General features: G+C 59.7%; 13 protein-coding genes. All 13 read right to left on the reverse strand.

The window, feature by feature from the left end:
- Positions 1-19: 19 nt before the first annotated feature.
- Entirely contained in the window at positions 20-1,477 is a 1,458-nt protein-coding gene (gene purF, locus J4721_RS02960) for an amidophosphoribosyltransferase (RefSeq protein ID WP_044040897.1), read from the reverse strand.
- Positions 1,478-1,726: 249 nt separating this feature from the next.
- The gene (locus J4721_RS02965; RefSeq protein ID WP_076619665.1) at positions 1,727-2,431 is read right to left on the reverse strand and encodes a Hint domain-containing protein; all 705 of its coding nucleotides are present in this window, start codon (positions 2,429-2,431) and stop codon (positions 1,727-1,729) included.
- A 569-nt stretch (positions 2,432-3,000) separates the two neighbouring features.
- Positions 3,001-3,555, reverse strand: a complete 555-nt coding sequence (locus tag J4721_RS02970; RefSeq protein ID WP_014874198.1) for a CvpA family protein — start codon at positions 3,553-3,555, stop codon at positions 3,001-3,003.
- Positions 3,556-3,595: 40 nt separating this feature from the next.
- The gene (radA, locus tag J4721_RS02975) at positions 3,596-4,960 is read right to left on the reverse strand and encodes a DNA repair protein RadA (RefSeq protein ID WP_014874199.1); all 1,365 of its coding nucleotides are present in this window, start codon (positions 4,958-4,960) and stop codon (positions 3,596-3,598) included.
- Positions 4,961-5,136: 176 nt separating this feature from the next.
- Positions 5,137-5,583, reverse strand: a complete 447-nt coding sequence (locus J4721_RS02980) for a paraquat-inducible protein A (RefSeq protein WP_102874527.1) — start codon at positions 5,581-5,583, stop codon at positions 5,137-5,139.
- Entirely contained in the window at positions 5,580-6,230 is a 651-nt protein-coding gene (locus tag J4721_RS02985) for a hypothetical protein (RefSeq protein ID WP_211002071.1), read from the reverse strand. Before J4721_RS02985 ends, J4721_RS02980 begins: the two co-directional genes overlap by 4 nt.
- Before the next feature lie 30 nt (positions 6,231-6,260).
- Positions 6,261-7,007 carry an ABC transporter ATP-binding protein gene (locus tag J4721_RS02990; RefSeq protein WP_102858217.1) on the reverse strand — a complete coding sequence of 249 codons (747 nt, stop codon included), beginning with the start codon at positions 7,005-7,007 and terminating at the stop codon, positions 6,261-6,263.
- On the reverse strand, positions 7,004-7,804 hold the full coding sequence (locus J4721_RS02995) for an ABC transporter permease (RefSeq protein WP_211002072.1): 801 nt from the start codon (positions 7,802-7,804) through the stop codon (positions 7,004-7,006). The genes J4721_RS02990 and J4721_RS02995 overlap by 4 nt, the downstream gene beginning before the upstream one ends.
- Positions 7,801-8,838 carry an alanine racemase gene (gene alr, locus J4721_RS03000; RefSeq protein ID WP_211002073.1) on the reverse strand — a complete coding sequence of 346 codons (1,038 nt, stop codon included), beginning with the start codon at positions 8,836-8,838 and terminating at the stop codon, positions 7,801-7,803. The genes J4721_RS02995 and alr overlap by 4 nt, the downstream gene beginning before the upstream one ends.
- Positions 8,839-9,097: 259 nt before the next feature.
- Positions 9,098-10,618, reverse strand: coding sequence for a replicative DNA helicase (locus J4721_RS03005; RefSeq protein WP_014879628.1), 1,521 nt, complete (start codon positions 10,616-10,618; stop codon positions 9,098-9,100).
- A 277-nt stretch (positions 10,619-10,895) separates the two neighbouring features.
- Positions 10,896-11,576: an orotate phosphoribosyltransferase gene (locus tag J4721_RS03010; protein WP_014879629.1), complete on the reverse strand. Its 681-nt coding sequence runs from the start codon at positions 11,574-11,576 to the stop codon at positions 10,896-10,898.
- A gap of 76 nt (positions 11,577-11,652) precedes the next feature.
- Positions 11,653-12,693: a dihydroorotase gene (pyrC, locus tag J4721_RS03015; protein WP_076619674.1), complete on the reverse strand. Its 1,041-nt coding sequence runs from the start codon at positions 12,691-12,693 to the stop codon at positions 11,653-11,655.
- A gap of 102 nt (positions 12,694-12,795) precedes the next feature.
- Positions 12,796-13,755: a hypothetical protein gene (locus J4721_RS03020; RefSeq protein ID WP_014874207.1), complete on the reverse strand. Its 960-nt coding sequence runs from the start codon at positions 13,753-13,755 to the stop codon at positions 12,796-12,798.
- Between the last annotated feature and the right edge of the window lie 87 nt (positions 13,756-13,842).

Here is a 13,842-nt window from a genome sequence, read left to right on the forward strand (position 1 = left end):
ACTGATGTCGGCTGCGCTCTTACTCTGCTGCGGGTTTCATTTCAAACCCCCGTTCCACCATATCGGTGGGAACAACGGGATATTCGCCCGAGAAACAGGCGTCGCAATACTGCGGACAGGCGCTGTTGCGGCCCTGATCCTGACCGACGGCACGGTAAAGCCCATCCAATGAGATGAACTTCAGGCTGTCCACGGCAAGGTGTTTGGCCATTTCATCTTCGGTCATGGTTGCTGCCAACAGCTTGTCACGTTCAGGCGTGTCCACACCATAGAAACAAGGCCAAGCAGTGGGCGGCGAGGCAATGCGGAAATGCACCTCACTGGCCCCGGCATCAAGGATCATCTCCTTGATTTTACGCGATGTTGTGCCCCGCACAACAGAATCGTCTACCAGAATAACCCGTTTGCCTTGAATCAACGCACGGTTCACGTTCAGCTTCAGGCGCACGCCCATGTTGCGGATCTGCTCGGTGGGCTCAATGAAGGTCCGGCCCATGTACTGGTTGCGGATGATCCCCATCGCATAGGGAATGCCAGATTGCAGCGAATAGCCAATGGCGGCCGGGGTGCCACTGTCAGGCACCGGGCAGACCAGATCGGCCTCAACCGGGTTTTCCTTGGCCAGCTCACGACCGATGGCTTCGCGGGTTTCATATACAGAACGCCCGCCCAAGATCGAATCAGGGCGGGAGAAATAGACATGCTCAAAGATGCAGAACTTGGAGGGCTGACGGCGGAACGGGAAATGGCTCTCAACACCTTTTTCGGTGATGACTACCATTTCGCCGGGCTCGATCTCACGCAGGAATTCGGCGCCGATGATGTCTAGTGCACAGGTCTCGGAGCTTAGCGCATAACCATCACCCACCTTGCCCAGCACCAGCGGGCGCACGCCAAGCGGATCACGCACGCCGATCAGTTTGGTGCGGGTCATCGCCACAACGGAAAAGGCGCCTTCGACCCGGCGCAGCGCATCTTCCATCCGCTCAGGGATGTTGCGCTGCAGCGACCGTGCCATCAGGTGGATGATACATTCACTGTCGGAAGAACTTTGAAAGATAGAACCGCGCTCGATCAGCTCTTTGCGCAGTGCATTGGCGTTGGTGATGTTGCCATTGTGGGCAATTGCGGCCCCACCCATGGCGAATTCGCCAAAGAAAGGCTGCACGTCACGGATTGCGGTCTGACCTTTGGTCCCGGCGGTGGAGTAGCGCACATGGCCAATTCCGATCGGGCCGGGCAGGGTGGACATCACATCTTGCGAAGTGAAGTTGTCGCGGACATAGCCAAAACGACGGGCACTCTGGAACCCTTCGACAGGATCATGGGTGACAATGCCGCCGGCCTCCTGTCCTCGGTGTTGCAGGGCGTGCAAGCCAAGAGCAACGAAATTGGAGGCGTCCTGGACGCCGACGACGCCAAAGATGCCGCACTCTTCGCGCAGCTTGTCATCGTCAAACGGGTGGGCGGGGGGCATCTGCGGCATCGGCAAGGCGGTGTGGCTCCGAATCCGGTTGTCAGGATGCCCCCCACATAGAGGGTCCGTCCGCCCATGTCACCAAAGGATCACGGTTTCACGACAGTTGGGGTGAAAAACCGCGTCTAGCTGCTCGCGCGCTCCAGAACGACAACGACCTGCGAGCGGTCGCAGGTCGGGTGTCTCAGCAGGGCAGCGGGTCGGTATCGCAGGGTTTCAGCCTGGCAGAGGTGGGCGGTGATCGCGCCCTCAGGCCGCCAGCAGACCGCGCAGCATATCAAAGGCGGAGAGCACGTCATCGCTCTCCTCATCGCGGTCATCCGCATCGTCCTTACCCGCATCGGCGAGTGCGCGGCCGTCTTCACTGGCCAGAATCTGTCTGGTCTCGGTCAGTGTCAGCATGCGAAAGGCGCCGTCATCTTCTGAGCTGGTATCGCCTGCCACATGCACAAGCATGCCACATTCGGCCCAGATCATTTCTTCCTCCGCAAAGGAGAGATAGATGCGTGCCATCTTCTCCGGCATGGCGGCAGAGATACCGTTATAGCCGATCAGCGAAACCACCTTGGTGATCGCGGTGGGCACATCGAACAGGCGCTCCACTGCGGCCAGTTCCAGACCAACCTTCTGATCCGCCGGCAACATCAGATCGTCATCGTTCCCCAGCGCACCGGCAGGCACATGCACCAGCGAGGTCAGGCGCGGTACGGCATGTTTGACGCCGGTCACTTCCTGCGCGCCACCATCCAGAGTGTAGATTTTGTCGCCCGGCTTCACATTGCGAGCCTGAACAAAGCCGCGATCCGTTTCCACCATCACATGCGGCAGCAGACCACCGGTGCGTGGCCGGGGCCGGGCACGGCTGGGAGCCGCAGGGGAGACAGCCGCCGGGAAATCCAGCAGAAGACCAACGGGCTGACAGTCAGCAAACGATGTCGAGTGATCCAGCAGCATGGTGTCGTCCTTCTGAGCGGTGTGCCTGACGTTCTGTCTGGCGTCTTGGTGACACCAATGTGCGCTGCGAAATTGGACGGAAATGGGGCAAGGATCGGGCCGATTGGGACAACTGAGGGGTTTTGGCCGCTAATCCTGCCTCATTCACCGAATTGTTGCCCGAAAACACCTCGGATCACAGGATTTGTTAACTTTTATCCGTCTGCTTTCACACGCCACCCCACGCTTTGCGTCCGATTCAATGTCCTGATACAGCGATTCTAATTGATTAACAGAATGTTAATAGGCGTTTTTGATGTTAGGAAAGGTAAACGCGCCTGCATCTCTAAATATCATCATTGGACAAGTGATCCTTGCGGCATCACCGTCGTTCACAATCCATGAACCAGCCAAGCGGGCGGTCGCATTGTGATGGGCCCGGTAGTCAATGCCAGACCGTGCAAGCCCGCCAAACCTCAACCGGTTCCATCCGGCCACGAAAAAGGGCGCCTGAGGCGCCCTGTTCCAATCCCTTTTGTATGTGCCGCTGCCACAGGTCCGCGATGCGCGGTGGCAGCAACAATAGGCGCTTACTTCTCGCAGGAGCCGATCAGGCTTTCATACTGCGTGGTGACCCAGCCAAGCGCCTGCTCGGGGTTGCGGTCCTCAATCTTGCCGATCATCCGCTCAAACACAACGGCAGAGCGGCTCTCATCCACCATGGTGAAGCTCTGACCGGTCATCACGACATTGTAGAGGAAGAAGGCAATCGCCACCAACAGGATGCCGCGTAGCACCCCAAAGAAGAAGCCGATGCCCTGATCCAACCCGCCAAGCGCTGACCGTTGCACCAGTGAGGAGAACAGTGGCGTGAAGAAAGACACGACAATCAGCGCCAATGCAAACACCGCAGCAAAGGCGGCGATAATCGACAATTCGCAGCTGTCCGCGATGAACTCTCCGATCACCGGGATTTCTGCCATCAGCGGCTCGACCTGCGGCGCAAACAGAAAGGCCAAGATGGCGGCGGCGATCCAACCAGCGATGGCCATCGCCTCACGCACGAACCCGCGCGAATAGGCCAGCAACGCTGATACAACAATGACAAGGGCCACGACCCCGTCGATAATGGTGAAACCTTCCATGTCCCTCGCCCGTTAACCTGCGATTAGAATTCTTGCGACTTTAGCCAGCCCCAAAGTAATCGCCAACAAAACCGGCGAGATCAGAGGCCTGTCGCACCGCAAGTCCGGGGACCGCGACGGATTTGCCACCACTTGGAGCTATCGCTGCGGTGAAACCAAGTTTTTGCGCTTCTTTCAACCGGTTTTCGGTCTGAGGGGCGGGTCGCAGGGCACCAGAGAGCGATATTTCTCCGAATACGACCGTATCTGCGGGCAACGCGGTGTCTTCGCGCGCGCTCAGCAGCGCCGCAGCCACTGCCAGATCCGCCGCAGGTTCTGAGATCTTCATCCCTCCGGCAACGTTGAGATAGACATCAAGCCCGGCAAAGGGGATGCCGCAGCGCGCCTCCAACACGGCCAGGATCATCGCCAGACGCGAAGAGTCCCAGCCCACAACCGCCCGGCGCGGCTGCGAATGGGGCGAGGGCGCGACCAGTGCCTGCATCTCCACCAGAACCGGGCGGGTGCCTTCGATGCCGGAAAACACCACCGACCCGGGCGACGGGGTGCCACGCTCTGACAGAAACAAGGCCGAGGGGTTGCGGACTTCACTCAGCCCGCCACCGGTCATCTCAAAGACACCGATCTCATCCGCCGGGCCAAAGCGGTTCTTGACCGCGCGCAGAATGCGGAACTGATGCCCGCGCTCGCCTTCGAAATACAGCACGGTATCGACCATATGTTCGACCACCCGTGGACCGGCAATCTGCCCCTCTTTGGTGACATGGCCGACCATGATGATAGATACGCCATTGGTTTTGGCAAATGTCGTCAGCTCATGCGCGGCAGCGCGCACCTGGCTGACAGACCCAGGCGCGCTGTCCACGTGATCAGCCCACATGGTCTGAATCGAGTCGATGATCGCAAGCTGTGGTCGCTCTGCCTCCAGTGTGGTCAGAATATCGCGCAGGTTGGTCTCCGCCGCCAGCTTGACCGGTGCTTCCGCCAATCCCAGCCGCTGCGCGCGCATGCGTACCTGCGCACTGGCTTCCTCACCGCTGACATAGATCGTCTTGAGGCCTGACTGGGCAAACTGCGCCGCCGCCTGCAACAGCAGTGTCGACTTTCCGATCCCGGGATCCCCGCCGACCAGAATGGCAGAGGCAGGCACCAACCCACCGCCCAACACCCGGTCCAGCTCCCCCACACCGCAACAGGTGCGCGGTGGTGGCGCTTCCTCCGTCGCCAGATCGCTCAAGGGGATTGTCTTGCCACGCCGCATGCCCAGCGATTTCGACGCCGGTCCGCCCTTGGACAGGCCCTTGTCTTCGGTGATGGAATTCCACTCGCCGCAACCATCGCAGCGCCCGGACCATTTTGAGAAAGATGCTCCGCAGGCAGAGCAGGAATATGTTGTTTTTGCCATGCGGTAGATCTGGCAGATGTTTCCGGTTTGTTCAAGTGTTGCGGAGCGTCAGACGGGGCATGCGAGGCTCTGCCTCGCGCTCCGGGATATTTAGGACCAGAAGATGGGGGACACAGAACATCTTCTGGCGACAAATATCCCGGGGGAGGCCGAAGGCCGGGGGCAGCGCCCCGTTTCTATTCGTCCTGCTGGCTAACCTGGCGCGCGGTCAAAAGAGACAGGGCAATTGACGCCAGGATGCAGCCAGTGAACAAATAAAGCCCCCAGGCGGTCTCAATCGTTGCATAGCCAATCCCCTTGGCGAGCGTGATATAGAGCGCGATCAGAAACACATCCGCCATCGCCAGCTTGCCTAAGACATGCAGAACCGGTTGGACGCGTGTGTCCAGCAGGCCCCATTGCACCAGCGCCAGCCCGATGGTTTTGAGATACGGCGCAAAGATCGCGAAAGCCGTGACCGTCAGCGCCAAAATGACGTCGCTGCCCCAAAGGCTCTGCAATCCGGTGATCACCGAGATCTCGCTGAGGCCAAAGATCGGCAGCAGCCCCGCCCGCATCAACGGCGCGAACCACGCAACAGGATAGAGGATCAGCAGGGAGAGAGTGAGGAGGCGGAGGGTCATTCCTTAGTTGGATTTTCTGGCGCGGGTAGTCGTTTAACTTCTTCAGGAGAGGGGATTTTGTCGTACTCATTCGAGTTCGAACGCGCTATTTGAGTGACCTCGTTCATCCGCTTCGTCAGCGGTTCAATGTCAGTTCCGAATTTCCCTAATGTCTCGCCTACATCTGAAACCCCCGCACGTAGAACATCTAAGAGACCTTTAGGTTGCTCTACCTGATATTCAATTCCGGCTATGCGATTGAGAAGTCGACGCCTGTGTGGTTGGTCGAAGATTTCCGTTCCCAGTACAATTTTTCTCATCTGAGCACATAACTCAAGGACGCGGGATTTATCATTCTTCTCAAGTGAAAAGGTTGGGAGAAGCGCATCGTCGTCAAGTTCCAGCTGGGGACTGCTGGGAAGCTCTTTAGCTACATTAAGAACTTTCCTTAAGCGTTCGGCAAGTTCGATACGTCCGTTGTAGGCTTCTCGTGTTGGGCCGCTAGGAAACTTTCGGTCACTTTCTTCAACGATTTTGACAAAGCGTTTAGGGAGCTGACTAGCTGAGTGTTCGACAAGCATGGCAAGTTCGTCGAAGTCAGCCCGGCTGAAATTTCCTTTTGTGTCAAGCTCTTGGGTGACTTCGATAATTCTTTGAATTGCTTCCATTAATTTTTGTTTCCTTTACCGATTTGTTCTTTACCGCACCGCCTCAATCGGCCCTTCCGCGCGGCCGTGGATGAACTGCTCCATATAGGGATCTCCCGATTGGTCCATCTCGCTGACCGGTCCGGTCCACTGGATCACGCCTGCATGCAGCATCGCCACATTGTCGGCGATGGCGCGGACGGAGGTCATGTCGTGGGTGATGGTCATCGCGGTGGCGCCCATCTCGACCACGATTTCGCGGATCAGGTCGTTGATCACGCCGGACATGATCGGGTCAAGGCCGGTGGTTGGCTCGTCAAAGAAGATGATTTCGGGTTCCGCGGCAATGGCGCGGGCAAGACCCACACGCTTCTGCATGCCGCCCGACAACTCAGCGGGCAGGCGGTCCGCCACATCAGCCTTCAGACCCACCCGGCGCAGTTTTTCAATGGCGATCTCGCGCGCCTCATCCACCGGGCGCTTCAATGAGCCGCGCAGCAGGCGGAAGGCGACATTCTGCCAGACCGGCAGGGAGTCAAATAGCGCCGCCCCCTGAAACAACATGCCAAAACGCGCCAGAAAGGCGTCGCGGTCGCCACTGGCTGCGGGTTTGCCATCGACCAGAATCTGCCCTTGATCCGGTGTGATCAGCCCCAGAACAGATTTCAGCGCGACAGATTTTCCGGTGCCAGATCCGCCGATGATCACCATGGAGGTTCCCTTGGGAATCTCAAGCGTCATGCCTTGCAGAACCTTGTTGTCACCAAAGGCCTTATGGACGTCTTTCATCTGGATCATAGCGAGAAGAAAATCCCTGTGAGGACAAAATTGGCGGCCAGGATCAGCACGGCTGCGGCTTCGACGGACCCTTTGGTGGCGCGGCCCACGCCCTGTGCGCCGCGGCCTGACTGCATGCCGTAATAGCAGCCCATGGTCGCCGCGATGGTGCCGAAAGCAGCGCCTTTCACAAGGCTGGAGACGATATCGCGCAGCTCAAGGAAATCGACAGTGTTTTTCAGATAGGCCGCTGGATTGAAGCCCAAGTTCTGCGTCGCGACCACATAGCCGCCCATGATGCCGATGATATCGCCAACGCCCACCAGCACCGGCACTGTGATCAGCGCGGCCAGCACACGCGGCGCCACCAGGTATTTCATCGGATGGGTGGAGAGTGTGACCAGCGCGTCGATTTGTTCGGTGACCTTCATGGTGGCGATCTCCGCCGCGATGGAGGAGGTGACGCGCGCAGCAATCATCAGTCCAACCAGAACGGGGCCAAGCTCGCGCACCATGCCGATGGCAACGATCTGCGGAACCACGGCCTCGGCATTGAACCGCGCGCCGCCCGCATAGATCTGCAAGGCCAGCGCCGCGCCGGTGAAGATTGCAGTGAGGCCAACCACCGGCAGCGACAGCCAGCCGACCTGTAATAGCGCATTCAGCAGCTCGCGCGGGTAGTAGGGTGGCCGCAGCATATGGCTGGAGGTGTACAGGCCAAAGAGCGTCACCCTCCCGACGGCGCCCAGACCGGCAAGGACCATCTGTCCCAGCCGCGCAAGCAGGCTAAGGGGCGAAAGACGCGAAAATGTGCTCATCCGGTGTAGCTCCGTGCGTAACGGCTGCCGAGAGAGGTGAGGATCTCATAGCCAATGGTGCCCGCCGCATCCGCCAGCGTATCGACGGTCTGTCGTTCATTGAGAATGGCCAGATGGCTGGGGTCGTCGCCAAGGTCTGTGACATCGACGGTGATCAGATCCATCGAAACGCGGCCGACCACCGGGCAGGGCGTGTCGGCTGCATAGACCTGGATCTGGCCACTGCCGAGCGCGCGGTGCAGCCCATCGGCGTACCCTGCGGCGACAGTGGCGATACGGCTTGGGCGCTGTGCAGCCCAGCTATTGCCATAGCCAACGGTTTCGCCCGGATCGAGACTGCGGATCTGGATGACGGGTAGGTCCAGCTGGGCCACTGGCAGCGCGTCGCCATAAGGCTGCCCGCCATAAAGACCTATGCCCGGACGACAGAGGTCAAAGTGATAGTTGCGCCCCAGCAGCAGGCCCCCGGTCGCGGCGAGGGAGCGGGGGAGATCCAGACCTTCAGTCAGGTCAAGGAAGTTTTGCAGCTGGTGGCTGTTCATCGGATGGGTCGTCTCATCTGCACAAGCCAGATGCGACATCAGGAGCACAGGCCCCTGACTGAGAGCAATGTCGCGGACGGCGGCCCATTCGGCGGCCTCCATGCCAAGTCGGTTCATACCAGTATCAAGCTGCACGCCAAAGGGATGGCCCGGCAGGCTCTCAAAATGGCGCAGCATCTGGTCGAGTGAATTCAGCATCGGCGTCAGTTGGAAATCGCGCAGCAGTTTTGCGTCGCCCTCCATATGGCCGACAAAAACCGAAATGCCGGGGCCGGGGCCGATGGCGCGGCGCAGGGCCACGCCTTCCTCTGCCATTGCCACGAAGAAGTTGCGCGCACCGGCATTGGCCAGCGCCTTACCGACGCGGCCTGCGTCCAGTCCATAGCCATTGGCCTTGACCACTGCGGCGGTCTCGCAATTGGTCAGCGCATCGAGGTTGCGCCAGTTGGTCACCAGCGCATCCAGATTGAGTGTCAGTCTAGCAGTCGTCATGCGCTGTTCATGACACGGGGGGCACAGGGGTCAAGGGGGAAACCGCATTCCGGCGCCGCCGACGAGGTGGTTGGCGGATTTCGCGCCCTGGCTTGCTGTTGCGGCGGGCGGCGTGGGCTGCCCCTGCAAGCGGGAGTCTGCGGGGCAATTTTTGGTTTTTTGAGTATTTAGGGAAAGGTGACAGGCGCTGGGGAGCGTTCAAAGGCGCGCCGCCGGGTCTGGCTGGCGGCGCGTTGTGTTCAGCATTTCGGGGCGCGGATCAATACTCTGGCGCGTGATCCTGCTGCCATGCCTTGGCGAGGTTGCCAAAGCGGGTGAACTGCGCCTCAAAGGCCAGTTCAACCGTGCCGATGGGGCCGTGACGCTGTTTGCCGACGATAACCTCGGCCTTGGCGTGCAAGCGTTCCATCGCCTGCTTCCACTCTTCCATCTTGTCCAATTCGTGATCGCCGGGTTTTTCCCGTTCCTTGTAATATTCCTCGCGGAATACGAACATGACGACGTCGGCGTCCTGCTCGATCGAGCCCGATTCCCGCAGATCCGACAGCTGCGGGCGTTTGTCTTCGCGGCTTTCGACCTGACGTGACAGCTGGGAGAGGGCGACCACCGGGATGTTCAACTCCTTGGCGATGGCCTTCATGCCCATGGAGATTTCCGCGATTTCATTCACCCGGTTTTCGGCCATGCCCCGGCAGAGCTGCAGATAGTCGATCACCAGCAGATCCAGCCCATGGGTCCGTTTCAGACGGCGCGCACGGGCAGCCAGCTGTGAAATCGGCAGGGCAGGCGTGTCATCAATGAACAGCGGGCAGCTTTCCAGATCTTTGGCCGCCTGCACAAAGCGGCGGAACTCTTCCTCGGTCATGTCACCCTGACGGATTTTATGCGAGGAAATCTCTGAGGCTTCGGCCAGAATACGACCCGCCAGCTGTTCTGCCGACATCTCCAGTGAGAAGAAACCGACCACGCCGCCATCAACGGCGCCTTCAGTGCCATCCGGTTTCTGGCCGCGTTTGTAGGCCTTGGCGACGTTGAAGGCGATATTGGTCGCGAGCGAGGTTTTCCCCATCGAGGGACGCCCCGCCAGGATCAAAAGGTCTGAAGGGTGCAGGCCGCCCAGCTGTTTGTCGAGATCGGCCAGCCCCGTGGAGATCCCCGCCATGCCGCCGCCGCGCTGATAGGCCTCATTGGTGACATTGACCGCTTCGGTGACCGCCTTGAGGAAGGATTTGAAACCGCTTTCGGTCTGGCCCTGTTCGGCCAATTTATAAAGCGACTGTTCCGCCTCGACGATCTGTTCCTTGGGTTCAGAGGCGACATCGACACGGCGCGCCTTGTCCGCGATGCTGCGCCCCAGGGCGATCAGTTCGCGCCGGATCGCCAGATCATAGATCATCTGGGCATAGTCGCGCACCGCAAAGGCCGAGATGGACGCCCCGGCGAGTTTCGCCAGATAGGCCGGGCCGCCCAATTCCTTCAGGCCCTCGTCATCCTCCATAAAGGCCTTCAGTGTCACCGGCGAGGCAAGCGCGTTCTTGGAGATCCGGGCGGCGGCAATCTCATAGATGCGGGTGTGGACCGGGTCGTAGAAATGCGCGGATGTGATGATTGAGGCGATCCGGTCGTAGACGTCATTGTTGGTCAGGATCGCGCCCAGCAACTGCTGTTCGGCCTCGACGGAATGCGGCAGGATATGAGCGTCGTCTCCGGTTGCCTCGCCATTGGCAGCAGGCTCCGGGGCGGCGGGCAGATTGGGGTCAAATGGCGTAATATCGTTCATCGCTGCTCTCGTCATTGGCCCCGCGTTATAGGGGGGCGAACCCCGGTCTGGCTATCTGGAAAACTCTGTGGATGAGCTGTGAACAGCCTGTTGATATCCGCAGGCTGACCTGTGTGTCGTTTTTACAGAAGCCGGGTTGAGGTGTGTGTAGTCTATATGATGCGGTGCATTCTGGGAAGCTGTCTATATCTGCGCTGATGCGCGTGCTCCCAAGTCGATTCGGGGCGGCCCTGTCCACAGGTCGCCCCAGATAAGATGCGTGTCACATAGAGGGTGATCAGGCGGATTTATGCGCCTCCTGCCAGGCGCGCGGATCTTTCAGGAAGCGCTCCACCTCATCCAGTGTCTCGTCGCTGAAGCTCTTTTGCGCCTTGGCTTCGGCCAGAACATCCCACCAGGTGCAGAGATAATGCAGCTCAACACCGTGATCGCCCAGGCGTTGGGTGGTTTCAGGGAAGATGTCGTAATAGAAGATGACGGCGGTATGGCCGCAGGTGGCGCCGGTCTCGCGGATCGCATCCACAAAGGACAGTTTCGAGCCGCCATCGGTGGTCATGTCCTCCACCAGCAGCACGCGCTGGTCTTCGGTCATGACCCCTTCGATGCGGGCATTGCGGCCATAACCCTTGGGCTTCTTGCGCACATAGGTCATCGGCAGCGCCATGCGTTCGGCCACCAAGGCGCCAAAGGGGATGCCTGCCGTTTCGCCACCGGCGATATTGTCAAACGCCTCAAAGCCTGCATTGCGCATCACCGTGACGGTGAGGAAATCCATCAGCGTGGTGCGGATTCGCGGAAAGGAGATCAGCTTGCGGCAATCAATATAGCTGGGCGAGGGCAGGCCAGACGCCAGCGTATAAGGCGTGTCGGTGTTGAAATTCACCGCGCCGATTTCCAGCAGCATGCGGGCAGAAAGGCGGGCGATTTCTTCGCGGGAGGGGTAGGAGGAGGGGATCATGCTATCATCCTTTTGGTCGGCGCGATCCGCCGGTGGCAGGAGCCTCCGGCGGGGATATTTTTAGCCAGAAGAAAGGTCAGGCGACCTGCCAATAGACATCAAAGCCGGGGTCAAACACGGTGACAGGGCCGTCGGGGGTGTTGATTTGGTCTGGAAAGCCCACAGCGGTATCCTGCTTGCACAGGGTCAACGTATCAGGGTTTACCGGCAGGCCGTAGAAGGCTGGCCCATTCTCGGATGCAAATCCGGCCAGCTTGTCCAGTGCGTTTTCTTCTTCGAACACATGGGCCAACAACGGCATGGTGTTGGGGGCGGTGAAACAGCCGGCACAGCCGCAGGCGCTGAGCTTGTTGGGGTCGGTGTGTGGGGCCGAATCTGTCCCAAGAAAGAACCGTCTGTCGCCAGAGGTCGCAGCTGCGCGCAGGGCCAAACGGTGTTCTTCGCGCTTCGCCACCGGCAGGCAATAATAATGCGGTTTGATGCCGCCTGCCAGAATGTGGTTGCGGTTGATGATCAGGTGATGCGTGGTGATCGTGGCCCCCAGATCGCTGTCCTGACTGGTCACATAGTCGGCAGCGTTCTTGGTGGTGATATGTTCCATCACCACGCGCAGGCCGGGGGTGGATTTGCGGATCGGGTCCAGCACCCGGTCGATGAACACCGCCTCGCGGTCGAAAATGTCGATGTCGTGGTCGGTCACCTCGCCATGGGTGCAAAGCGGCAGGCCGATGTCGGCCATGGTCTCCAGCACGCCGCGCACCTTGTCGAAATCGCTGACACCAGAGGCGGAATTGGTGGTGGCCCCGGCCGGGTAAAGCTTCACGGCTTTGACCAACCCGCTGGCATGAGCTGCCGCCACATCCGCTGGATCGGTGTCCTCGGTCAGGTAGAGCGTCATTAGCGGTTCAAATGCCATGCCGTCGGGCAGGGCGGCCAAAATACGGTCGCGGTAGGCCGCGGCCTGATCCCCTGTCACCACCGGCGGCACCAGATTCGGCATGATGATCGCGCGGGCAAAATCGCGGGCAGTTTCAGGGAGAACGGCCGTCAGCATTGCGCCGTCGCGCAGATGCAGATGCCAGTCATCGGGGCGGGGGATGGTGAGCTGAACGGTCATGGCGCCCGCCTAGCACAGGGGCGCGCGCAGGGGAAGCGACGGCATCACATGCGAAAGCTATTGGCCGCCCCGCCTTTTGCGCCATGCGGCGCCGCTCTGCTCTTACCGTTCGGGGGGGAGTTTGATCTGGCCTTCTGCGGCGCTTTTGCGCAATGCCTCCAGACGGCGGCGGAAGCGAGGCGCGCGCAGCCTGCTGGTCACATTGCGGCACAGCAGGGCCATCAGATAGGGACGTTCATCCTGTTCCAGACGAGCCATCAGCTTGCGCAGGTAGGGGCCATTGCTACGGCGGGCACGGTAGAGCTTGTAGAACTGCCGCTCTGTCAGCCGGTCTGCACCGGCCAGCGCGAGGATATTATAGAGAATTTCCATCTCGATCAGCCGTGTCTGAACGGTATCGCCCAGATGCGGCGTGCGCAGCCGTAGCACATTCTTGCGCGCAAACAGGGCGGCATGCATCGAATCCAGCCGCTCACGCGGGTCGTAAATCACAAAACCCTGCTTGGCCGCATCCATCATATCCGGGGCAAAGCCGTAACGATCGGTGAAATCAAGGCGGCGCATCTCGCTGAACCGGTCGTCCCAATCGGTGAGACGCGGATCCAGCGTCGCCTGTGGCTGCACCGCGACAACGGTGGCACCGGGGGCCGCCACGGAGAAGGCGGCAGCCGCATAGCCGCAGGGGCCTGCCCCATAGAACACGACCTTGTCGAATTCATCAAAGAACCCGTCGTCAATCAGCTGGTCGAAGAATCCGTAGATCCGCTCATTGCGGAACCAGGTGTCGCCATTGGAGATGATGCACAGATGTGACCAGCCGAGGTTCTTCACCAGGTCAAACCCCAGCGGCTGCGCCACATCCGACAGGTTGTGGATCCCTTGGATAGTCTCAAAACTGACCAGCAGCGTATTGCCCTGATCAATGAAACTGGCAAAGTGACGGTTGCCCAGCGGCTGATACATGCCGTTTTCCTCGGCCAGCGCGGCCATACGGGCCTGCCACTGCGCGGGCTTCAGCCCGGACAGGTCCTCGTCCAGCGTGTCCAATGTATCCTGCTGCATTGCGTCGTCCTCTTGTCCCGCCCTCGTTTGGACGGGTTTGCGTCTGGCAACATCTAAGGGCGAAATAAGGCTAAAATTGGAAATTGT

The organism is Phaeobacter sp. HS011, assembly GCF_018101215.1.
Classification (GTDB): domain Bacteria; phylum Pseudomonadota; class Alphaproteobacteria; order Rhodobacterales; family Rhodobacteraceae; genus Phaeobacter; species Phaeobacter inhibens.

Coding starts and splice junctions, on each gene's coding strand:
- purF (WP_044040897.1), bottom strand. CDS start 1,477: ATGCCCCCCGCCCACCCGTTTGACGATGACAAGCTGCGCGAAGAGTGC.
- J4721_RS02965 (WP_076619665.1), bottom strand. CDS start 2,431: ATGCTGCTGGATCACTCGACATCGTTTGCTGACTGTCAGCCCGTTGGT.
- J4721_RS02970 (WP_014874198.1), bottom strand. CDS start 3,555: ATGGAAGGTTTCACCATTATCGACGGGGTCGTGGCCCTTGTCATTGTT.
- radA (WP_014874199.1), bottom strand. CDS start 4,960: ATGGCAAAAACAACATATTCCTGCTCTGCCTGCGGAGCATCTTTCTCA.
- J4721_RS02980 (WP_102874527.1), bottom strand. CDS start 5,583: ATGACCCTCCGCCTCCTCACTCTCTCCCTGCTGATCCTCTATCCTGTT.
- J4721_RS02985 (WP_211002071.1), bottom strand. CDS start 6,230: ATGGAAGCAATTCAAAGAATTATCGAAGTCACCCAAGAGCTTGACACA.
- J4721_RS02990 (WP_102858217.1), bottom strand. CDS start 7,007: ATGATCCAGATGAAAGACGTCCATAAGGCCTTTGGTGACAACAAGGTT.
- J4721_RS02995 (WP_211002072.1), bottom strand. CDS start 7,804: ATGAGCACATTTTCGCGTCTTTCGCCCCTTAGCCTGCTTGCGCGGCTG.
- alr (WP_211002073.1), bottom strand. CDS start 8,838: ATGACGACTGCTAGACTGACACTCAATCTGGATGCGCTGGTGACCAAC.
- J4721_RS03005 (WP_014879628.1), bottom strand. CDS start 10,618: ATGAACGATATTACGCCATTTGACCCCAATCTGCCCGCCGCCCCGGAG.
- J4721_RS03010 (WP_014879629.1), bottom strand. CDS start 11,576: ATGATCCCCTCCTCCTACCCCTCCCGCGAAGAAATCGCCCGCCTTTCT.
- pyrC (WP_076619674.1), bottom strand. CDS start 12,693: ATGACCGTTCAGCTCACCATCCCCCGCCCCGATGACTGGCATCTGCAT.
- J4721_RS03020 (WP_014874207.1), bottom strand. CDS start 13,755: ATGCAGCAGGATACATTGGACACGCTGGACGAGGACCTGTCCGGGCTG.